This is a genomic window from Candidatus Venteria ishoeyi (assembly GCF_030378065.1).
GTDB lineage: Bacteria > Pseudomonadota > Gammaproteobacteria > Beggiatoales > Beggiatoaceae > Venteria > Venteria ishoeyi.
Genome location: NZ_JAUCGJ010000009.1, coordinates 81,695 through 103,513, shown reverse-complemented (window position 1 = coordinate 103,513; position 21,819 = coordinate 81,695). Strand labels below are relative to the sequence as shown.

Genomic DNA, 21,819 nt, shown 5'->3' with positions numbered 1-21,819 from the left:
TGTTTTAAGAGAGGTTGAAAACAGTTTTTGAATTTTAGTTTTGAATTAAAATAAAAAAGCAGTTGACAACGAGAAAGGGGTCTGTATAATGCGCCTCTCTCTTACAGAGACAGCAAAACAAAGGTGTCGCAGTAAGAGGTTGAAAAGTTTGTTTTTAGTTTTTTTTAGAATTTCTAAAAAAACAAATTAAAAATAAAGCTTGACAACAAAAACGAGGTCGGTATAATACGCACCTCCTTGTTACACGAAGCAGCTTACGAAGCTTGCTAAAATTGAGTGTAACTAGTTCTTTAACAAGCAGAATTTAAGTAATTTGTGTGGGCATTTGTATTTAGGCTGAAAAGCAATACTAGATACAAATGACTGTCAATTTAATGATGATTATTTGCGTCGAGCCGAATAGCAGTATTAATTAACTTTAATACTGTGCAAGAAAAAAACTGAAGAGTTTGATCATGGCTCAGATTGAACGCTGGCGGCATGCTTAATACATGCAAGTCGAACGCGAAAATACCTTCGGGTATGAGTAGAGTGGCGGACGGGTGAGTAATACATAGGAATCTGCCCAACAGTGGGGGACAACATGGGGAAACCCATGCTAATACCGCATACGTCCTACGGGAGAAAGTGGGGGACTTCTTCGGAAGCCTCATGCTGATGGATGAGCCTATGTTAGATTAGCTAGTTGGTGAGGTAAAAGCTCACCAAGGCGACGATCTATAGCTGGTCTGAGAGGACGATCAGCCACACTGGGACTGAGACACGGCCCAGACTCCTACGGGAGGCAGCAGTAGGGAATATTGCACAATGGGGGAAACCCTGATGCAGCAATGCCGCGTGTGTGAAGAAGGCCTGCGGGTTGTAAAGCACTTTCAATTGGGAGGAAAAGCTTATGGATAATACCTATAAGTCTTGACGTTACCTTTACAAGAAGCACCGGCTAACTCTGTGCCAGCAGCCGCGGTAATACAGAGGGTGCAAGCGTTAATCGGAATTACTGGGCGTAAAGAGTACGTAGGCGGTTAATTAAGTCGGATGTGAAATCCCCGGGCTCAACCTGGGAATTGCACTCGAAACTGATTAACTAGAGTACAGGAGAGGAAAGTGGAATTTCTAGTGTAGCGGTGAAATGCGTAGATATTAGAAGGAACACCAGTGGCGAAGGCGACTTTCTGGACTGATACTGACGCTGAGGTACGAAAGCGTGGGGAGCAAACAGGATTAGATACCCTGGTAGTCCACGCCCTAAACGATGAGAACTAGCTGTTGGGGGAATATAATCCTTTAGTAGCGTAGCTAACGTGATAAGTTCTCCGCCTGGGGAGTACGACCGCAAGGTTAAAACTCAAATGAATTGACGGGGGCCCGCACAAGCGGTGGAGCATGTGGTTTAATTCGATGCAACGCGAAGAACCTTACCTGGTCTTGACATCCTCAGAACTTTCCAGAGATGGAAAGGTGCCTTCGGGAACTGAGAGACAGGTGCTGCATGGCTGTCGTCAGCTCGTGTCGTGAGATGTTGGGTTAAGTCCCGCAACGAGCGCAACCCCTATCCTTGGTTGCCAGCACATAATGGTGGGAACTCCAGGGAGACTGCCGGTGATAAACCGGAGGAAGGTGGGGATGACGTCAAGTCATCATGGCCCTTATGACCAGGGCTACACACGTGCTACAATGGGCAGTACAAAGGGTGGCAAGACTGCGAAGTCAAGCTAATCCCATAAAACTGCTCGTAGTCCGGATTGGAGTCTGCAACTCGACTCCATGAAGTTGGAATCGCTAGTAATCGCAAATCAGAATGTTGCGGTGAATACGTTCCCGGGCCTTGTACACACCGCCCGTCACACCATGGGAGTGGCTTGCAAAAGAAGTAGGTAGCTTAACCTTCGGGAGGGCGCTTACCACTTTGTGATTCATGACTGGGGTGAAGTCGTAACAAGGTAGCCGTAGGGGAACCTGCGGCTGGATCACCTCCTTTAACGAAATTAGCCAAATACAAGTGCTCACACAAATTACTTAAATTCTAAGATAAAGAAACGTTCACAAGACCAAACCCTCTCCTAGAGAAGGGTCTGTAGCTCAGTTGGTTAGAGCGCACCCCTGATAAGGGTGAGGTCGGTGGTTCAAATCCACCCAGACCCACCAATCTTAATTATAAATTAAGAATGATAAATGACGAATTAACTGAATAATTCACAGCTTATGATTCACAATTAATAATTAAAAAAGGGGCCATAGCTCAGCTGGGAGAGCGCCTGCCTTGCACGCAGGAGGTCGGCGGTTCGATCCCGCCTGGCTCCACCACATAAACTGAAGCAGAACGTTTTTTTAGAAGTATCACACACTAAATAATTACAAAATAATTATTTACTGTCTGAAACTTCAAGCTCTTTAACAAACTGAAAAATATAGGGTATATTTGTACGCTTTACAGCGTAAAACGTAACCTCTAAAAAATCAAGCAAGCAAAGATAAAAGCGGTTTATCACAATGCAATATTAAAAGATAAAAAGCCAAATCCAAGCGAGTTCAGATTATTTGGGGTTATATGATCAAGTGAATAAGCGCATACGGTGGATGCCTTGGCGACAACAGGCGATGAAGGACGTAGTAGCTTGCGATAAGCCCCGGCGAGCCAGCAAACAGGCTTTGACCCGAGGATTTCCGAATGGGGGAACCCGGCCAGCAATGGTCACTAATATCTGAATACATAGGGTATTAGAGCGAACCTGGAGAACTGAAACATCTAAGTAACCAGAGGAAAAGAAATCAACCGAGATTCCCAAAGTAGCGGCGAGCGAAATGGGAACAGCCCTTAAGCTTATATAGTCTTAGTAGAAGTGTCTGGAAAGTCACACCACAGAGAGTGATAGTCTCGTATACGAAAAGGCAATTTAAGTGAAATCGAGTAGGGCGGAGCACGAGAAACTCTGTCTGAACATGGGGGGACCATCCTCCAAGGCTAAATACTCGTTGTCGACCGATAGTGAACCAGTACCGTGAGGGAAAGGCGAAAAGAACCCCTGATAGGGGAGTGAAATAGAACCTGAAACCGTATGCGTACAAGCAGTGGGAGCACCTTTATGGTGTGACTGCGTACCTTTTGTATAATGGGTCAGCGACTTATATCTCAGTAGCAAGCTTAACCGAATAGGGGAGGCGTAGGGAAACCGAGTCTTAATAGGGCGTCAAGTTGCTGGGAATAGACCCGAAACCGAGCGATCTAGCCATGGGCAGGTTGAAGGTCAGGTAACACTGACTGGAGGACCGAACCCACTTATGTTGAAAAATGAGGGGATGACCTGTGGCTAGGAGTGAAAGGCTAATCAAGCTCGGAGATAGCTGGTTCTCCTCGAAAGCTATTGAGGTAGCGCCTCGTGTCTCACTCCTGGGGGTAGAGCACTGTTTGGGCTAGGGGGTCATCTCGACTTACCAACCCCATGCAAACTCCGAATACCAGGAAGTGCAATCACGGGAGACACACGGCGGGTGCTAACGTCCGTCGTGGAGAGGGAAACAACCCAGACCGCCAGCTAAGGTCCCAAAATTACAGCTCAGTGGGAAACGATGTGGAAAGGCCCAGACAGCCAGGAGGTTGGCTTAGAAGCAGCCACCCTTTAAAGAAAGCGTAATAGCTCACTGGTCGAGTCGGTCTGCGCGGAAGATATAACGGGGCTAAGCTGTATACCGAAGCTGCGGATGCCGCAAGGCATGGTAGAGGAGCGTTCTGTACGCCTGCGAAGGTGAGTTGAAAAGCTTGCTGGAGGTATCAGAAGTGCGAATGCTGACATGAGTAACGACAATGTGGGTGAAAAACCCACACGCCGAAAACCCAAGGTTTCCTGCGCAACGTTAATCGGCGCAGGGTGAGTCGACCCCTAAGGCGAGGCAGAAATGCGTAGTCGATGGGAAACTGGTTAATATTCCAGTACCACTTAATACTGCGATGAGGGGACGGAGAAGGCTAAATCATCCAACTGTTGGAATAGTTGGTTCAAGGTAGTAGGCAGATAACTTAGGCAAATCCGGGTTATCAATGCTGAGAGCTGATGACGAGCACCTTTATGGAGCGAAGTGATTGATGCCATGCTTCCAGGAAAAGCCTCTAAGCATAGGTATTAAGTGATCGTACCCCAAACCGACACAGGTGGGTAGGGAGAGAATCCTAAGGCGCTTGAGAGAACTCTGGTGAAGGAACTAGGCAAAATAGCACCGTAACTTCGGGAGAAGGTGTGCCCCGATTATGTGAAGCAATTTACTTGTGGAGCAGAAAGGGGTTGCAGTGACTAGGTGGCTGCGACTGTTTACTAAAAACACAGCACTCTGCTAAATCGAAAGATGACGTATAGGGTGTGACGCCTGCCCGGTGCCGGAAGGTTAATTGATGATGTTATCTTCGGAGAAGCATTTGATCGAAGCCCCGGTAAACGGCGGCCGTAACTATAACGGTCCTAAGGTAGCGAAATTCCTTGTCGGGTAAGTTCCGACCTGCACGAATGGCGTAACGATGGCCACACTGTCTCCACCAGAGACTCAGTGAAATTGAAATCGCTGTTAAGATGCAGTGTACCCGCGGCTAGACGGAAAGACCCCGTGAACCTTTACTACAGCTTTGCACTGGACTTTGAGCCTGTTTGTGTAGGATAGGTGGGAGGCTATGAAACCATGACGCTAGTTATGGTGGAGCTGACCTTGAAATACCACCCTGACATGTTTGAGGTTCTAACCTGGTCCCCTAATCGGGGATAGGGACAGTGTATGGTGGGTAGTTTGACTGGGGCGGTCTCCTCCCAAAGAGTAACGGAGGAGCACGAAGGTATCCTAAGGACGGTCGGAAATCGTTCGGTTAGTGTAATGGCACAAGGATGCTTAACTGTGAGACAGACAAGTCGAGCAGATACGAAAGTAGGTCATAGTGATCCGGTGGTTCTGAATGGAAGGGCCATCGCTCAACGGATAAAAGGTACTCCGGGGATAACAGGCTGATTCCTCCCAAGAGTTCACATCGACGGGGGAGTTTGGCACCTCGATGTCGGCTCATCACATCCTGGGGCTGAAGTAGGTCCCAAGGGTATGGCTGTTCGCCATTTAAAGTGGTACGCGAGCTGGGTTTAGAACGTCGTGAGACAGTTCGGTCCCTATCTGCCGTGGGCGTTGGAAATTTGAAGGGAGCTGCTCCTAGTACGAGAGGACCGGAGTGGACGTACCTCTGGTGTACCGGTTGTCACGCCAGTGGCATTGCCGGGTAGCTATGTACGGAACTGATAACCGCTGAAAGCATCTAAGCGGGAAGCAGGCCCTAAGATAAGATTTCCCAGACCTTTAAGGTCTCGTAAGGTTCGTTGAAGACTACGACGTAGATAGGCAGGGTGTGGAAGCGCAGTAATGCGTGTAGCTAACCTGTACTAATTAACCGAGAGGCTTGATCATATAACACCCAAATGATTTGGGTAGAGTAGTGAAGCAAATATCCAAAAATATATTTTTCAGTTTTAAGTTTTTTGTATGAAAAGCTGTAGAGACGTTGCACTGCAATGTCTCTATATGCAAAAAACATACAAAAAGCAAACCAGTTTTCCTGGTGACTATAGCGAGCGTGAACCACCCGATCCCATCTCGAACTCGGAAGTGAAACCGCTTAGCGCCGATGATAGTGTGGGGGCTCCCATGTGAAAGTAGGTCATTGCCAGGGATTAATTCAGAGGAAAAAGCCTCTTCAAGGTAGAACTTGAAGGGGCTTTTTTTTGCCTTTTTTTGGTGGCTTTTTCAATCTTTAAAACTGTGTAATAAAACGCATATACTATGATGATGATGTATATAATGCTTGTATTTCACTAATGTTATGAGGCGATCATGAATTTAGCCCGGTTTTATTTATTCCTATCATTATTTGTAATGCCTTGGTCGGTCATGGCTATTGATAAGAACGTAGAAACTTTTGCTGATGCAGCGGAAGAAGAGCGCTTTAGAGCTTTGACTGAAGAGTTGCGTTGTGTTGTGTGCCAAAATCAGTCATTGGCAGATTCTGATGCCTCATTGGCTCAGGATTTACGTAATGAAGTCCGGGGCATGGTTAACCAGGGTCAGAGCAACCAGGAAATCACTACATTTCTGGTTGAGCGTTATGGTGAATTTGTACTTTACCGGCCTCCGGTTAAGCCGTCAACCTGGTTATTATGGCTAGGCCCTGGGTTTTTACTTTTGATTGCATTTTTAATTATGCTGTATTTCATTCGTAACCAGGCGAAACGCAAGCCGGATCTTGAACTCAGTCAGACGGACCGGGAAAAACTCAACACATTATTACATAAGGACGACGTATGACTTTTTGGCTGATTGTTGCTGCACTTATTGCTGTTTCTTTAGCATTTGTATTGCCGTCTTTACTGAAGAAAAATTTAACCTTACATACCGTTGATCGCAATGAAGCTAACCTATCGATTTATAATGAGCGTTTGGTCGAATTAGAAAATAGTGATCTCAATCCAGAACAATTAGTGCTGGCTAAGCAAGAGTTAGAGAAAAACTTATTAGAGGATATGAGTGAGGATACGGCTCCTGTTAATACGCAAGCGCGAGGGCATTGGGCCGCTATTGTGGTGGCTGTATTTTTGCCATTATTGGCATTGGGTATTTATTCACAGTATGGACATTTTCCCAAACAAAATGGCTCGGAAAACTTGGCCCACAACACAGGCAATCCAGCAAGTGCGCAACAACAAGTGCCTTCTTTGGAAGAAATGTTGGTAAAACTTGAAGAACGTATGCAACAGCAACCTGATGATCTGAAAGGTTGGGAAATGCTGGGGCGTACATATCGCGCATTAGAGCGTTTTGATGATGCTGAAAAGGCATTGGCAAAAGCTGTGGAGCTGAGTCAGGAGCAAAATGCTGATATTTTGGTGGAGTATGCAGAAATCCTGGCTTTAACCCAAGGGGACAAGCTATCTGGAGTGCCGAAGCAATGGCTGGATAAAGCTTTAAAACTGGATGCAGGGCACCATAAAGCACTCTGGTTATCGGGTTGGGCGGCGATTGAAGCAGAGGATTATTCGGCAACTATGCGTAGCTGGGAGCATTTATTAAGCAAGCTGCCCATAGATTCTGATGCTTATCAAAATGTAGCAACCCAGCTATCTGAGGTGCGCACTAAAGTGGGCATGGCACCTGTTGTGGCGACAGAACAGGTTGCAAGCGCACCTGCCCAGGCTACTGAAGAAAAACCGGCTGCAACAACATTAGCTGTACAATTACAGGTGCAGGCAGGACTGGCTCCGGCCTTATTAGCTCAAACCACTCCGGAAGATACCGTGTTTATTTATGCGCGTGCTGCTCAAGGCCCTAAAATGCCATTAGCCGCAGTTAAAAAGCAGGTGAAAGACTTACCGGTTACAGTGGCCTTGGATGATAGCATGGCCATGATGCCTACGATGAAGTTATCTGGTTTTACGCAAGTTGTCGTTGGTGCCAGAATATCTAAATCAGGCAATGCGATATCGCAGTCGGGTGATTTATTGGGAGAAAGTGCCGCATTAAATCCCTCTGAGCATAAAGAAACCGTTCAGATTCAAATAGCCCAGCAGATACCCTAAACTTTTTGAAAAAGATTTAGCACAGATGTGAATTTTGACTTGTCATAATGAAACACTCTGTGCTAGAATGCTGCGCTTTCTTGGGGTGTAGCCAAGCGGTAAGGCAGCAGGTTTTGATCCTGTGCACCGTAGGTTCGAATCCTACCACCCCAGCCACCTACTTTTTAGACCTACTCCATTGTTTAGTCAAATCAGAGTCAGTCATAATCACCATGAGCACGAAGATAAAATGATCGTGTTTTCTGGTAATTCAAATCCAGCCTTGGCAAAAACAGTTGCCAAACATCTCAATATGCCATTGGGTCGCTCCACTGTCGGTAAGTTCAGTGATGGCGAAATTATGGTGGAATTGCTTGAGAATGTGCGTGGTAAGGATGTTTTTATCATCCAGCCGACCTGCGCCCCTACCAATACCCATTTAATGGAATTATTGGTGATGGTGGATGCTGTGCGTCGTGCTTCTGCTGCGCGTGTTACTACGGTGATTCCTTATCTGGGATATTCACGTCAGGATCGCAGACCACGCTCAGCGCGGGTGCCAATCACTGCAAAAGTGGTCGCCAACATGATCGCCAGCGTGGGCACAGATCGAGTATTAACTATCGATTTACATGCCGATCAGATTCAAGGCTATTTTGATTTACCGGTTGATAATGTTTACGCTTCACCTATTTTATTAGGTGACATCTGGAAAAACAAATATCCTAACTTGCTGGTAGTTTCCCCCGATGTCGGTGGTGTCGTGCGTGCACGCGCATTAGCTAAGCAGTTAGATGATGCCGATCTGGCCATTATTGATAAACGCCGTCCACGCCCAAACGTAGCCAAAGTTATGAATATTATTGGTGATGTTAAGGGGCGCAGTTGTATTATTATTGACGATTTGGTGGATACGGCTGGCACCCTGTGTCAGGCTGCTGATGCTTTGAAAGAACATGGCGCAACCATGGTTAAAGCCTATTGCACCCATGCGGTACTTTCTGGTAAGGCGGTTGAAAATATCAACAATTCACAACTTGATGAGTTGGTCGTGACCAATACCATTCCATTAAAACCTGAAGCGCAGAATTGTGATCGCATCCGCCAACTCTGTATTGCGGAAATGCTGGCAGAAACCATTCGCCGGGTTAGTAATGAAGAATCAGTCAGTTCTTTATTTATGGATTAGGTCGTTATTTCTTAATTGTTTTTTAGTGTTACAAAGCGTCTATACGTAACACTAAAGTTAACAGTTAAACCGCCTAAATTGAAAACTGTAGTTTTTTTCATTCCCATATACGTCATCCCTGCGCCGGCAGGTATGACTTTTTCAAAGTAGACAGGGTTTAGCTAAAATAAAACTCAATTTGATAGTCCATCAGCCTTCCACGTTGCCAGTATCAAAGCCATCCAGCCCAAAATAAAACAAATGCCGCCTACAGGTGTAATCCAGCCAAAGTTTTTAATCCCGGTGATGCTGAGCAGATATAAACTGCCTGAAAATAATACAATGCCCGTTGTTAATAACCAGCCTGCGGCTTTTAACCAGCTGGATGTTGACCAAAAATGTGCAACCGCACCTATCATTAATAAAGCCAGGGCATGGCTCATCTGGTATTGCACAGCGGTTTGATAGACTGTCAGCATTTCCGGGCTGATGCTTTGTTTAAGTCCATGTGCGCCAAAAGTACCCAATAATATTGCCAGCAAAGCATTGAATGCGCCCAAAATAATCCATAGTTTTTTCACGATATTTTGTTGTTCCAATTGTTTATTCATCATATTAACGCACCAACATCCGTTGCATTCGCCGCCGCAGCCCCTTAACCAGCGTCAAATGCACATCTTCCTGGGTGGACAGCGGAATCAAATCAATGCCAAAGCGCCGACACATGACTTGCAGGTGGTTACGCTGACTGTCCCATTGTTCACGATAAGCCGCCTGTCCGCTTTCACTATCCGTATCCAGTTCCAGGCGCACGCCATCACGGTTTTTAAATAAAACCCGTCCCATAGCCGGAATCTCCCGATCTGCCGGGTCATCAATGGGTAATACAACGAGGTCATGGTGTTGGCGCAGATAAGCAAAACGCTGTTCCAGTGATGTGGTTTCACGATTAAAATCCCCAATCAGCAAAATCACTGAACCGCCATGACCGGCATGGGCGAGCTTATCCATTGCGCGTCCTAAACCATCTTCTGAGCGTTCGCTGGCCTTGGCCTGGGTTAAGGCTTGTAAAATGCGCCAGACTGTGCGGTGTTCACGGCTGGGGCGAAAATAACGCAGACTGCCTGCACCATATAAAACCCCGCCAACGCGATCCTGGGAAGTGGAGGCGGCCCAGCCTAACAGCGCAGCTGCTTTCGCGGCTTGTATGGATTTAAATGTGCCACGGGTACCAAATTGCATACGTGCGCTGATATCTACGCATAACAGTACGCTGCGCTGGCGCTCTTCGCGAAATACTTTGAGGTGTGGGGTATTGGTGCGCGCGGTCACGCGCCAGTCCATGTTGCGGATTTCATCGCCTTGCTGGTATTCACGGACTTCTTCAAAGTCCATGCCCTGCCCCCGGAATACCGAAGAATACAAACCGCATAATACGGAATTCACTGGATGGTGGGAGGCCAGTCCCAGAGAGTGCGCCTGATGGCGCAGTTCCAGCAGATCATTTAAGTCAGGGTGTAACATTTAAGAACCCCCTAAGGTATTGCCACAACCTGTAATAAACGCTCAATAAAATGACCGCTGGTAATGCCATCGGCTTCGGCTTCAAAGGTCAGCATAATGCGGTGGCGCATGATATTGGGGGCGACGCGCTGAATGTGGTCGGGGGTGACAAATTTGTCGCCATCAAGCCATGCCTGTACTTTTGCGCAACGGGATAAAGCGATACTGGCGCGGGGAGAGGCTCCAAAACGACTCCAGCGTTTTAAGTCTTTGTCATAATTGCCTGGATCACGGGTTGCCAGCACCAAGTCAACAATATAACGGTTTAATTTGGGATCAATATAGACTTCGCCCGCTTGTTTGCGCGCTTCAAATAAATCCTGTTGTGACATGGGGGTGGCGGGAGGGCGTGGCGGCTCTTTTTGTTGCTGGGCATCCAGAGCCATAATTTGCAACTCTTCCTCATGGTTTGGATGATCCACCCAGACATGCATTAAAAAGCGGTCAAGCTGGGCTTCCGGTAATTGATAAGTACCTTCCTGATCGACCGGGTTCTGGGTTGCCAGTACCATAAACAAGGCAGGCAGGGGATAAGTTTTCTGGCCTACCGTGACCTGATGTTCCGCCATGGCTTCCAGCAAAGCCGATTGCACCTTGGCAGGTGCGCGGTTGACTTCATCAGCCAGCAGAATATTGTGAAATATCGGCCCGGCACGAAATTCAAAATCCCCTTCGGCCTGACGATAAACATCGGTACCGATTAAGTCTGAGGGTAACAAGTCTGGTGTAAATTGTACCCGGTGAAAATCGCCTTCAATGGATTCAGCCAAGGCTTTGACAGCGGTGGTTTTAGCCAGACCGGGCATTCCTTCAACCAACAAATGCCCATCACTGAGTAAACCAATCATTAAACTGTTAATCAGTGCTTTCTGACCGATAACTCGTGATTCTATATGTTTGCGCACTGGCTCAAGATGTGTGGCATCCATGTCCCATTCCTGTTGGTTGTTTTTAATGGCTGTTTATAAGTTTGCAATGGGTTTATAAACAGAAAAATTATAAGCTCAAAAGAGTATATATGAAGCAGGGGTTGAGATAAAGGCTTGTAAAAATACGTTGGTTTCAGATGCAGAAGTGCCTTCGATAAGCCGCTGAAGTTTTTATTTTACACATTTTGGCATAAAACACAGTGCAATTTTTGCCGTTATCTTATTCGGTCTTTCTATTAGTGTCTGTATCCATAGATAGTACGCACGATTATATCAATAGCATAGACGGGTTTGGGAGCGCCGACTTGCAGTCGGCACGGGCGGCTGAATGCCAGCGTTCCCAGGGGAAGTGAACAGGTACAAGCTGACAGCGAATAATTAAATAAATTGAGAGCGTTATCTTCCAGACGACAAACCGCGCAAGGCGCGGTTATAGCGGCATAGCCGCTATGCCGTCAGAAAAAAACTACTTTTTATAGCATTAATGCCGGAAATGACGAATGCCGGTAAAGACCATTGCGATATTATGTTCATCAGCAGCGGCAATGACTTCATCATCACGCATAGAGCCACCGGGTTCAATAACCGCAGTAATACCTGCTTCAGCGGCAGCGTCAAGGCCATCGCGGAAAGGGAAGAAGGCATCGGAGGCCATCACGGAGCCTTTGACTTCCAGGTTTTCATCAGCGGCTTTAATGCCTGCGATTTTAGCGCTGTAAACCCGGCTCATCTGGCCTGCACCCACACCAATGGTCATTTTGTCTTTACAGTAAACAATGGCATTGGATTTGACAAATTTTGCAACTTTCCAGGCAAATAATAAATCGCGCATTTCTGCTTCGCTGGGTACACGTTTGGTGACTACTTTTAGATCATTTTGTCTAACCCTGGCCAGGTCTCTGTCCTGTACCAGCAAACCGCCATTGACCCGTTTGAAATCCAGTCCCGGCAGTGAAACACCCCATTGCGCGCAGACTAAAACACGTACATTAGGTTTGCTGGCTAAGACCGGTTTTGCAGCGTCCTCTATCCCTGGGGCAATAATGACTTCAACAAACTGACGCTCAATAATGGCTTTTGCGGTATCCGCATCCAGTGGGCGGTTAAAAGCAATAATGCCGCCAAAGGCTGAGGTCGGATCGGTCTTAAAGGCGCGGTCATAGGCTTCCAGCGGGGTTTCACCCAAAGCAACGCCACAGGGGTTAGCGTGTTTGACAATAACGCAAGCGGGTTCTCCGTCAAAACTTTTCACGCATTCCAGGGCGGCATCCGTATCTGCCACATTATTATAGGAAAGTGCTTTACCTTGCAGTAATTGTGCATTGGCAACACAGGCTTCTGCTGGCTTATGTTCGGTATAAAACGCAGCATTCTGGTGTGGATTCTCACCATAACGCATGGTTTGCAGTTTGCGAAATTGCATATTAATGGTCGGTGCAAAACCGTCTTCGCTGCTTGCCAGTTGTTTACCCAGATAATTGGCAATTGCACCATCATAACGTGCAGTGTGTTCAAAAACTTTCAACGCCAACTCAAAACGTGTTTGTTCGTTGACACCCTGATCGCTGCCAATAGCATCCAATACCCGTTCATAATCCGCGCTGTCCACCACCACAGTCACTGCCGCATGATTTTTAGCCGCAGCACGCAACATGGTGGGGCCGCCAATGTCAATATTTTCAATTGCGGTGGCTAAGTCACAATCAGGTTTGGCAATGGTTTCTTCAAATGGGTAGAGATTAACGACAATTAAATCAATGGGAGGAATATTATGTTCCGCCATCACCGCTTCATCCACGCCGCGACGCGCTAAGATGCCACCATGCACCTTAGGATGCAGGGTTTTAACCCGTCCTTCCATCATTTCAGGAAACCCGGTGTAATCTGAAACTTCAATCACTGGAATGGTATTCTCGCTTAATAAACGCGCAGTACCACCAGTGGATAGGATTTCGATACCCTGCGCTTGCAGCGCCCTGGCAAATTCAACAATCCCGGTTTTATCTGAAACGCTGATTAATGCGCGTGAAATACTCGACATGGACTTCCCCTTAAAAAATTGGCATTCCCACGTTGAAGCACACACACTGGTGCAGTGGAAATGAGAAAATATGAATCATAAACTGCTGCATGGAATTTTGCCAGAGTCAGTTTTAAAGCATGACATGTTCAGTAAAAACTACATCTTCGTAAATCACATCCAGTGGCAATTCAAGTTCCACTGATTGCAAATGTACCTGCGTAGTTTCTTCCGTATACAACTCCCAGGCCCAGTTGTTATTACGGCGATAAATTTCAATACGGCGGGTATCCTGCGCGACTAATACATAGGCTTCCAGACTGTCTAACTGCTGATAGTGATAAAACTTCTCAGCGCGGTCGCGGCGTTCTGTACTGGGTGATAGCACCTCAATAATCAATTTGGGCCTGTCTTTGTAATAGGCATTTTCGGTTTCGTCTGACGCATTATTTGCCGCCGCACGGCAAGTGATTTGTATATCAGGATAATAATAACGCAGATTCTGCGCTATCTGGATTTGGGTTTTTACATTTTCCATGTAGATGCGACAAGATGAGCCTCGAAGGTAGTTGCGTAAAAAAGCTGCAATGTTCAGGAGTGAGGATAAAATAAATACAGAAACTGGGCGCAGGATTTTTATTTATTTTCAAGGCGTGAAAACAGGCGCATAGCAAGCTATGTAACTGTTTTCGGAACGCAGAAAATGGAGAAAAAGACCAGCCAAGTTGCTGAAGTTATAAAATTCTCGCTCCTCAGTGTAATTGTATTATGCGCCTTGCTTTCCCCTGCCATTGCATGTACTTCACCATCAATATATTCATGGCGTTCCTGGCTGTATTGCTCACCCTTTAAATAGTCTTCAGGAGTAAGACCTTCCTGTTTTAGTGCGGCTTCTGCCATCATCTGCCTCCGTTTAGAATCCAACCCGTTTGATTTGCTCTCTAAGCGCCTCAATGGTATTCCAATCGGCTTCTAATTGATTAATCACATGACTGAGACTGGATAAACCACTGAGACTTTCCCCGGCAATGGCAGGATCGTATTGAATGGTATTGGCAATTTCACGATAAATCTCAGCATTCATTTCCAGTGCATCAAAAAACAAATCCAGATGCTGTAAATAAGATTGTAGCGGTGCTTCCAGCGCAAGCTGATGTTGATAGAGTTGCTGCCAGACTGCGGTTTGTGCTTCCAGTGATTTTACCAGGCTTTGCTTGGCTTTAATCGCAATCTGATCGCGGGTGATGCTGAGATCCTCTAATACCGCTTTGCTGCCGCCTGCATCAGATTTGCTGCCATCTTTAGCCTGTAATTTTTTTTGTAAAATCAGCAATTCTTTTTCCACCGCTTCAATACGCTGATAAATTTGGTTTTCCTGAGCAATCGTGCGGCTTTGCAGTTTTTGTAAATCACCGGCAAGTTTCTGATTGGCAGGTTGTACCACATTTCGGTGTTGGACGATACGCAAATAACTGCTTGCCAGGTTTTGCAATGCCTGACTCACTTCATTACGGGTCTGGCGATCAAGTTTTCGGCTGGCTTGTAATTTTTCAGATAAATGCTGAAATATAATAATATTTTTTTGAATTTCAGCATAACTCTTTCTCGCGCCCTGATGAGTAATGTCGGTCAGCGCCTTAGTAACTTCATTTTGAATCTGTGCCAGGCGTTTTATGGGCGTTAAACGCTCAATCGAAACCTTTAAGTGATGCTGTGTGGTTTTATTATTAGAGTTAAATGTAACGCGGATCTGGCTGGTAGGCAGTATTTTTTGCAGTGGCAGCAGATGATTCAGCCGATATTTTCCGGTCTTTTTATCACGCTGCCCTTTAATTCTGAGTAATTCTTTATGCGTTTTACCCTGACGCATATTGTAAACCCGCAAGGTATCATGGCGCGCATCCATTTCCCCCTTGATATTTAATTCCAAAGCTTCCGCTCCTGGAATTGATAAGTCGCCGCGACGGTTTTTAAAAGCTTGTGCCGTTACATTAAAATGCGTTGTTTCCGCCAAGACCTCAGCGGAAAAAGCACACAGCAGACAGATAAGCGTTAATATCCTATAGGCTCTAAAATCTGCGCTCATGAAATGATAAGCTCCTGGCTCAGCCCCTTGAAAAGGTAGGCAAGTTGACTATATGTTAAACTGGACGAGAAACAGAAGGATAGCAGAAAGTCATCAAAATAAGGAACTGTTATAATGGAATTTAAAACCTATATGTGTGTGATTTGTGGTGTGGTTTATGACGAAGCACAAGGCTGGCCGGAAGATAATATTGCTCCTGGCACACTTTGGGAAGATGTGCCGGAAGACTGGAAATGCCCGGAATGCGGCGTGGGTAAAGAAGATTTTGAAATGGTGTCAATCTAAATGAAAACTGTACGTTTACTGGGTCTTTGTTGCACCCTGTTATGGCTGAGTGGCTGTTCTCAGGCCGCACAGGTAGAAGAAATAATGTTTGAGGATTTACTGGGTACGCAGCATAAACTGTCTGATTACCAGGGTAAATGGGTGGTGTTAAACTATTGGGCAACCTGGTGTCCACCTTGTCTGCGGGAACTGCCCACCCTAAATGATTTTCATGCCATGAGTGAGCATGCCGTGGTTTTAGGCGTTAACGAAGATCGCATTAAAAATACCGCGCTGAGTAACTTTGTACAAAACCATGAGATTGATTATCCGATTATTCCCAACAGCAAAGGGCAGCAATCTAAGCAAACTTACCGTAAACTACGCCAGGATTTTCCATTTCAGGGATTGCCCACCACCTATATTATCGATCCCAAAGGTGAGATAGTGGCGCGACATTCCGGGGAAATCAGCTTACAACAACTGGATTTTTTAACACAGAAATAGCCTATGAAAACGTCCCTTTCCACCTTTTTATTAAGTGTGTTTATTTTTATCACACCCGTTGATGTCATCGCCAAAGAAGATGCCTATAGTCAGTTTTTCGACCAGAGCTGGGGGAATCTTCCCGAAGAGCTAGGCAATGCCCGAGAAGCAGGAAAACAAGGTTTGATACTGTTTTTTGAAATGGATGAATGTCCATTTTGTGCGCGGATGCGGGAGACCTTTTTTACTCGCAAGGATGTGCAGGACTATTTCAAACCCCGCTTTTTAATCCTGCCTATTGATATTGAAGGCGATACCGAACTGGTTGATTTTACAGCTAAAGAGACCACAGCCAAAGCCTTCTCCCAAAAAAATAAAGTACGGGCAACGCCGGTTATTATTTTTTATGATCTGGAAGGCAAGCAGTTGTATCGTCATACCGGCCCGACCAAAGATGCCCAGGAATTTATCTGGATGGGACAATATATCGCCACAGGTGCGTATAAAAATAAACAACGTTTCAGTCAATACCGCCGTGCGCAACGTGCCAAAAAATGAAAGCCATCTTATTAGGTCTCTGGCTGCTGCCTGTAGCCAGTGCCGCCCTACCGCCACCAAACCTGCCAGAGCCACTGACGCTGGATGCTGCGCTGGCGTTCATTAATGATTACGACAATGCGCTGATTAAACAGCAAAAATCCAATCAGCAATACGCCAAAGCGGAGCATGAGTTGGCCCAGGCGAGTGATGATCTGGATATTTATCTGAGCAGCCGCCTGCGTTGGGTCGATCCACCAGGCTTATCTGCTGATCAAAGTCATGATGACTTTACCATGCGTTTATTCGTGGATAAACCACTACTGGACTTTGGTCGTACCCAGGCAGCCAGTCAGGCCACAGAAAAAACACTGGCGGCAGCGCAGTTACAATTAATCGCCGTGCAGCAACAGCAACGCCTGCAAGTCATGGAAAATTTTTTTAATGTCTTGCTGGCTGACTTGCAATACCGGGTCAGCAATGAAGCAATGGCGGTTGCCTTTATTCATTTTGATCGCGCTAAAGATCGCCATCAACAGGGGCAACGCTCAGATTTACAACTGGCACAGGCACAGGCGGCTTATCAGGAAGTGCTGCAAAAACGTGGTCGTCATGAAAGGCAACAGCGCCTTACCCGGGTTCGCCTTGCGCAATCACTGGGTGTTCCAGAGCAAGTGCCCTCGGAACTGACAGAACCTGACTTAAAACAAAATCAACAAATCTTACCCGATATCGAGATGCTGACTCAACAGGCATTGGACGCAAATCCTGAACTGAACATGTTACGCGAGCAGATTATTGCCGCGCAATATCGCGTAGATGCAGAGCGTGCAGAAAAAAATCCTTTATTACTGGGGCGGATGGAGGCCAATTACTGGGGACGGAAGCTGGGTTCTCGCGACCCGTTTCGTATCGGTTTTGAACTGGAAGTACCTATCTATCCTGGCAACCGGGTGAATGCCAACATTGCCAAAGCGCAAGCGGAACGCTATCAGCAGGAAAGCAAACTCCAGACGCAAATGCTGGCAGTACGTGAGGCGGTGTTAAATACCTGGTTACAGCTACAAAATCTCAATGGACAACGGACGTCGGTGGAAGCGCGTTTATTATGGCGGGAAATGGCATTGGATGAAGCGCGTACCTTATATGATATGGAAGTTAATTCCGATCTGGGTAACTCCCTGGTCAAACAAACTGAAGCCGAATTATTTGCCAAGCGCACCGAATATGACATTGCCCTGCAATGGGCCAAACTGGATGCCCTGCTGGGGAAAACACCAGGTGAAAAAAAACAAACACCTGATGAAAGTGCAATACAAGAGAACCCATAAATGTTGAAATTATGCTGGAAAGTTTTACTGATTTGTTGCGCAATGCTGGATTTTGCTTATGCAGAGTCCCTCATTGCACCTGCAACAGAGCAAAAAACGATCACCGCTACACTGTCCTGGGGTAAACAGGTGGACTTGAGCCTGCCTGCCAGCGGCAAACTTGCTGCGCTCAAAGTGAAAGTCGGGGATCGCGTCAAAGCCGGACAAATCCTGTTGAGCCTGGATCAACGCGCAGAAAAAGCCCGTTTATCCGCTGCGCTGATCCTGTTTAAGCACACCAAATCTGCTTATGCAGAAGCCAAACGCGAAGCCGAGCGCACTCAGGCTTTATACGAGCAGACGCTGATTTCCACCCATGAATGGCAAGTCAGCCAGAATCTGCTGGCAAAAACCTTAGCCACACTGGAAGACAGTAAAGCCCGTATCAGTCAGGCTAAGGTGGCACTGGATGAGCGGGTACTAAACGCACCGTTTGCCGGTCGCGTGGCGCAAATCCATATCCAGGCAGGGCAGGCGGTCAATAATCAATGTCAGAGCCAAGCCTTATTAACCCTGATCGATGATAAGTTCATGTCGGCAACCGCAGCTTTAACACTGGCACAATGGCAAAAACTGCAAGGCATCACAGCACTACAGTTACAGCTTGCAGACAAATCCTCGTATCAGGCAGAAGTTGTGCAATCAGGGCTGAATCCACAAAATAATACACCGCAGATAAACATGCATTTCACCCCTCAACAACGCTTGCTTCCAGGCACCCAGGTCGAGTTGATTTTGCCAGCTATTGATTCAATGAATTAAAAATATATGAGCCAGCCACTTGCCACCATCGTTGAAGCCGCCTATCGCGCCTGTCACCCAGAAAAACCACTGGCAGCAGACGATAAGTGTTAAGCCGCTGTATTTTTTATGGTCTGGAAAAACTGCTGCTCATAGACGATAGAAACAACAGCAACGCACCTGCAACAACTCAACTGGCGGCGCAGTGCTAAAGAAAATAAATGTATATACCCGATGGAGCATTTAAACAGAGCTAAAAAATACGACATGATTCACGATTTGTAGGTGTGGAACTATAAGTCTACATTACCAGGATTTTATGAAATCTGTAGTTTAGGTGCTTCAATTTATGAGCAATCGGGAAAATCTAAAACTGTTGTTCAATCTTTACTGGGGTATACCAGTGAAAAAATGACAAAACATTACTTGCAGGGACACAAGATAAATTGGATGGAGGTAGAACTTTGAGGGTTTTGCAAAAATTTTGCAAATAAAAAGACTTAAAGTTATAAGTCCTTGAAAAAATGGCGCGCCTGGAAGGATTCGAACCTCCGACCGCCTGGTTCGTAGCCAGGTACTCTATCCAACTGAGCTACAGGCGCGTATTTTTTACATCCCTGTGAACAATAATCATGGCGGAGAGAGAGGGATTCGAACCCTCGATAGAGCTATAAACCCTATACTCCCTTAGCAGGGGAGCGCCTTCAGCCACTCGGCCATCTCTCCTTGAGAATACCTTTAAACAATCACCTTATTGTTAAAGGATGTCCACAAGAGGCGGCTATTATACAATCTTTTTTTAATTGAGCAAGTAGTTTTTGAAAAAATTTAAGATATGACTAAACAGTCCTTATGTGGCCTTATATGATAGAAGTTTCAGGTGTTATTAAATGCTTAATTCCTGGGAGGCTGACCAAGTCCAGCTTTTCCGCAGTGTATCTTTGCGGTGTAGCTTTAACTCAGTCTTGCTCAGGACTGCGTGTGGCAATACCCACCTGACGAATACCTGCCTGTTGCGCAGCATCCATCACCATAACCACTGCGCGATGAGGTGCGCCGCCATCGGCATTGATTAACAAGCTGGGCTTGTCATTGTCATATTTTTTTATTTCTCGCTCCAGTGCGCGTCTTAAGGTGTCTAAACGATCATTAAACAGGGTTTTGCCACCGACGGCAAAATGTCCCTGGCTGTCCACCTGCACTGTGATGGTTTGCGGTGGCGCGGCGCTGGGTGCTTTGCTGGCTTCGGGTAAATTTACTTCCAGTTCGGATTCTTGCACAAAGGTGGTGGAAACCATAAAAAAGATCAGCAAAATAAACACCACGTCGATCAAAGGCGCAAGATCGATCAGTGACTCGCTGTCTTCGGGCAGGTGGTGGCGCAGGTTCATGAAACCGCTCCGTTGCTTGCGAGATTTTCGCTGCCGTCGTTTTTTTCGTTTGCCTCACGCGCGCCATGTAAAACATCCAGCATACGCACGGTTTCCTGTTCCATATCCACCACCAGTCCCGCAACTTTACCGCGTAAATAACGATAAAAAAATAAAGAGGGAATGGCGACGCTTAAACCGGCTGCGGTGGTAAACAAGGCTTTGGAAATTCCGCCAGCCAAAGCGCTGGCATTACCCACGCCTTCACTGGTGATGGTGGCAAATACTTCGATCATGCCGACAACCGTGCCTAATAAACCCAACAGTGGTGCGATAGAGGCAATAATGCCCAGCATATTGAGGTGACGCCCCAAAGCATGCACGACCTGTCCACCCACTTCTTCAATACTTTCTTTCATCACATCGCGTGAGCAGTGCCGGTTGATTAAACCGGCTGCCAGGATTTTGCCCAGCGGGGAGCCATTACGCAAGGCTTCAACCCGATGGCGATCCAGTTTGTCTTCTTTTACCCAACTCCAGACCCTGGCAACCAGACCTTGCGGGACAATGCGTTTGCGTTGCAGTGTCCAGAAACGCTCACCGATAATGCCCATTGCAACCAGGGAGCAGAGAAGAATGGGGTACATTAAAAAACCGCCTGCTTTGATGAACTCAAACACCTGTATAATTTCCTGTTAAGATAAATCTAATGACAAAACAGTTTAGTTTAACAGGTTTTAAATATGCCCGGAGAATTTGATCTTATCACCCAGTATTTCGACCAACTCACGCCACAGCGCGATGATGTATTACTGGGTATTGGCGATGATGCCGCTTTATGTCTGCCGCCGCAGGGACAGGCGTTAGTGATTGCAGTGGATACCTTGATTGCAGGGGTGCATTTTCCGCTGCAAACCTGCGCGGAAGATGTGGGTTATAAGGCATTGGCTGTGAATCTCAGTGATCTGGCGGCAATGGGTGCAATACCGGCATGGATGACTTTGGCATTAACGCTGCCCGGTGTTGATGAAGGCTGGTTGGCAGCTTTTAGCCAGGGCTTGGGAGCATTGGCAAAACAGCATCAAGTCGCTTTAATCGGTGGCGATACCACGCGTGGGGCATTAAGTGTTTCTGTGCAGATTATGGGATTTGTACCCAGTGGTCAGGCGCTGCAACGGCATACTGCGCAGCCTGGTGATTTTATTTATGTGACGGGAGAATTAGGTGCGGCGGGTCTGGCCTTAAAGAGTCTAAACGGTGAGGTGCATTTATCTGCATCTGAACAAAAGCAGGCATTATTGGCCTTAAACCGCCCCGTCCCGCGTTTGGCAATTGGCAAGTGCTTACGCGGCATTGCCAGTAGCGCAATTGATATTTCTGATGGTTTATGGGCGGATTTAGGCCATATTCTGGAGCGCAGTCAGCTTGGTGCGCAATTACAGTTGGCAGATTTACCCCTGTCTCCGTTGTTATTGCCGCATTTATCACCGCAACAGGCATGGGAATTGGCTTTGACGGCGGGGGATGAGTACGAGCTTTGTTTTACTGTACCGCCAGAGCGGATAAAACAACTGGAGTCTGCCTTAGCAGGACAAAGCTATTGCTGTATCGGGCAGATTACAGTTGAACCGGGCTTACGCTGCCTGGATGAAAATCAGCAGCTATGGCAGGATGGTCTTGAAAATAAAGGTTATCAGCACTTTTTCTAGTATAC

Annotated in this window: 18 protein-coding genes, 5 tRNA genes and 3 rRNA genes; 15 read left to right on the top strand and 11 right to left on the bottom strand. The window is 46.6% G+C overall.

All coding sequences use genetic code 11. The features are described 5' to 3' along the window. Positions 1 to 437: 437 nt before the first annotated feature. The 9 genes from QUF61_RS04625 to QUF61_RS04585 all read left to right on the top strand — a co-directional run bounded on the left by QUF61_RS04625 (position 438) and on the right by QUF61_RS04585 (position 8,760). A 16S ribosomal RNA gene (locus QUF61_RS04625) occupies positions 438 to 1,978 on the top strand. Between the two features lie 90 nt (positions 1,979 to 2,068). Next, positions 2,069 to 2,145 (top strand) — tRNA-Ile (locus tag QUF61_RS04620). 83 nt (positions 2,146 to 2,228) lie between these two features. Further along, positions 2,229 to 2,304 (top strand) — tRNA-Ala (locus QUF61_RS04615). A 246-nt stretch (positions 2,305 to 2,550) separates the two neighbouring features. Continuing rightward, positions 2,551 to 5,430, top strand: a 23S ribosomal RNA gene (locus QUF61_RS04610). A gap of 147 nt (positions 5,431 to 5,577) precedes the next feature. Continuing rightward, positions 5,578 to 5,692, top strand: a 5S ribosomal RNA gene (rrf, locus tag QUF61_RS04605). The 16S, 23S and 5S rRNA genes sit together here with 2 tRNA genes alongside, the layout of an rRNA operon. Positions 5,693 to 5,853: 161 nt before the next feature. Further along, positions 5,854 to 6,324 (top strand): cytochrome c-type biogenesis protein, encoded by a 471-nt coding sequence (locus QUF61_RS04600; RefSeq protein WP_103921282.1) that lies wholly within the window; start codon positions 5,854 to 5,856, stop codon positions 6,322 to 6,324. Beyond that, a complete protein-coding gene (gene ccmI / locus QUF61_RS04595) occupies positions 6,321 to 7,592 on the top strand; it encodes a c-type cytochrome biogenesis protein CcmI (protein WP_289680724.1) in 1,272 nt (423 codons plus the stop codon). Before QUF61_RS04600 ends, ccmI begins: the two co-directional genes overlap by 4 nt. 81 nt (positions 7,593 to 7,673) lie before the next feature. Then, positions 7,674 to 7,748: transfer RNA gene (locus tag QUF61_RS04590), tRNA-Gln, on the top strand. 73 nt (positions 7,749 to 7,821) lie between these two features. Continuing rightward, on the top strand, positions 7,822 to 8,760 hold the full coding sequence (locus QUF61_RS04585; RefSeq protein ID WP_103921280.1) for a ribose-phosphate diphosphokinase: 939 nt from the start codon (positions 7,822 to 7,824) through the stop codon (positions 8,758 to 8,760). Positions 8,761 to 8,933: 173 nt separating this feature from the next. Here the strand turns inward: QUF61_RS04585 and QUF61_RS04580 are convergent, their stop codons facing one another. From QUF61_RS04580 to QUF61_RS04550, 7 genes are all read right to left on the bottom strand, one after another. Further along, positions 8,934 to 9,353 (bottom strand): DUF423 domain-containing protein, encoded by a 420-nt coding sequence (locus QUF61_RS04580; RefSeq protein WP_286019473.1) that lies wholly within the window; start codon positions 9,351 to 9,353, stop codon positions 8,934 to 8,936. A gap of 1 nt (position 9,354) precedes the next feature. Beyond that, positions 9,355 to 10,263 (bottom strand): DUF58 domain-containing protein, encoded by a 909-nt coding sequence (locus tag QUF61_RS04575; protein ID WP_103921279.1) that lies wholly within the window; start codon positions 10,261 to 10,263, stop codon positions 9,355 to 9,357. 11 nt (positions 10,264 to 10,274) lie between these two features. Then, on the bottom strand, positions 10,275 to 11,231 hold the full coding sequence (locus QUF61_RS04570) for an AAA family ATPase (protein ID WP_103921278.1): 957 nt from the start codon (positions 11,229 to 11,231) through the stop codon (positions 10,275 to 10,277). 481 nt (positions 11,232 to 11,712) lie between these two features. Beyond that, positions 11,713 to 13,272: a bifunctional phosphoribosylaminoimidazolecarboxamide formyltransferase/IMP cyclohydrolase gene (gene purH, locus QUF61_RS04565; protein ID WP_289680721.1), complete on the bottom strand. Its 1,560-nt coding sequence runs from the start codon at positions 13,270 to 13,272 to the stop codon at positions 11,713 to 11,715. A gap of 112 nt (positions 13,273 to 13,384) precedes the next feature. Continuing rightward, a complete protein-coding gene (locus QUF61_RS04560; protein WP_289680727.1) occupies positions 13,385 to 13,840 on the bottom strand; it encodes a Uma2 family endonuclease in 456 nt (151 codons plus the stop codon). An 86-nt stretch (positions 13,841 to 13,926) separates the two neighbouring features. Beyond that, positions 13,927 to 14,154 carry a PDDEXK family nuclease gene (locus QUF61_RS04555; RefSeq protein WP_289680720.1) on the bottom strand — a complete coding sequence of 76 codons (228 nt, stop codon included), beginning with the start codon at positions 14,152 to 14,154 and terminating at the stop codon, positions 13,927 to 13,929. Positions 14,155 to 14,164: 10 nt separating this feature from the next. After that, entirely contained in the window at positions 14,165 to 15,337 is a 1,173-nt protein-coding gene (locus QUF61_RS04550) for a hypothetical protein (protein ID WP_289680717.1), read from the bottom strand. Positions 15,338 to 15,451: 114 nt separating this feature from the next. Here QUF61_RS04550 and QUF61_RS04545 point away from each other — a divergent pair, with 114 nt between their 5' ends. From QUF61_RS04545 to QUF61_RS04525, 5 genes are read left to right on the top strand one after another with little or no spacing between them, the layout of a single operon-like run. Continuing rightward, the gene (locus QUF61_RS04545) at positions 15,452 to 15,622 is read left to right on the top strand and encodes a rubredoxin (RefSeq protein WP_103921369.1); all 171 of its coding nucleotides are present in this window, start codon (positions 15,452 to 15,454) and stop codon (positions 15,620 to 15,622) included. Continuing rightward, positions 15,623 to 16,108, top strand: a complete 486-nt coding sequence (locus QUF61_RS04540; RefSeq protein WP_103918463.1) for a TlpA family protein disulfide reductase — start codon at positions 15,623 to 15,625, stop codon at positions 16,106 to 16,108. It abuts the gene before it with no gap. Positions 16,109 to 16,111: 3 nt separating this feature from the next. Beyond that, positions 16,112 to 16,645, top strand: a complete 534-nt coding sequence (locus QUF61_RS04535) for a thioredoxin family protein (protein ID WP_289680713.1) — start codon at positions 16,112 to 16,114, stop codon at positions 16,643 to 16,645. After that, the gene (locus tag QUF61_RS04530) at positions 16,642 to 17,955 is read left to right on the top strand and encodes a TolC family protein (protein WP_289680711.1); all 1,314 of its coding nucleotides are present in this window, start codon (positions 16,642 to 16,644) and stop codon (positions 17,953 to 17,955) included. The genes QUF61_RS04535 and QUF61_RS04530 overlap by 4 nt, the downstream gene beginning before the upstream one ends. After that, positions 17,956 to 18,756 carry an efflux RND transporter periplasmic adaptor subunit gene (locus QUF61_RS04525; protein WP_289680709.1) on the top strand — a complete coding sequence of 267 codons (801 nt, stop codon included), beginning with the start codon at positions 17,956 to 17,958 and terminating at the stop codon, positions 18,754 to 18,756. It begins immediately after the preceding gene. A gap of 504 nt (positions 18,757 to 19,260) precedes the next feature. Here QUF61_RS04525 and QUF61_RS04520 read toward each other — a convergent pair. From QUF61_RS04520 to QUF61_RS04505, 4 genes are all read right to left on the bottom strand, one after another. After that, a tRNA-Arg gene (locus tag QUF61_RS04520) sits at positions 19,261 to 19,337 on the bottom strand. A 31-nt stretch (positions 19,338 to 19,368) separates the two neighbouring features. After that, positions 19,369 to 19,461, bottom strand: a tRNA-Ser gene (locus tag QUF61_RS04515). Positions 19,462 to 19,694: 233 nt separating this feature from the next. Beyond that, a complete protein-coding gene (locus QUF61_RS04510; RefSeq protein ID WP_103921262.1) occupies positions 19,695 to 20,126 on the bottom strand; it encodes an ExbD/TolR family protein in 432 nt (143 codons plus the stop codon). Further along, positions 20,123 to 20,752, bottom strand: a complete 630-nt coding sequence (locus QUF61_RS04505; RefSeq protein ID WP_103921306.1) for a MotA/TolQ/ExbB proton channel family protein — start codon at positions 20,750 to 20,752, stop codon at positions 20,123 to 20,125. The genes QUF61_RS04510 and QUF61_RS04505 overlap by 4 nt, the downstream gene beginning before the upstream one ends. Before the next feature lie 96 nt (positions 20,753 to 20,848). On the opposite strand from QUF61_RS04505, the gene thiL reads away from it, so the two are divergent. Continuing rightward, positions 20,849 to 21,814: a thiamine-phosphate kinase gene (gene thiL / locus QUF61_RS04500; protein WP_289680706.1), complete on the top strand. Its 966-nt coding sequence runs from the start codon at positions 20,849 to 20,851 to the stop codon at positions 21,812 to 21,814. The last annotated feature ends 5 nt before the right edge of the window (positions 21,815 to 21,819 follow it).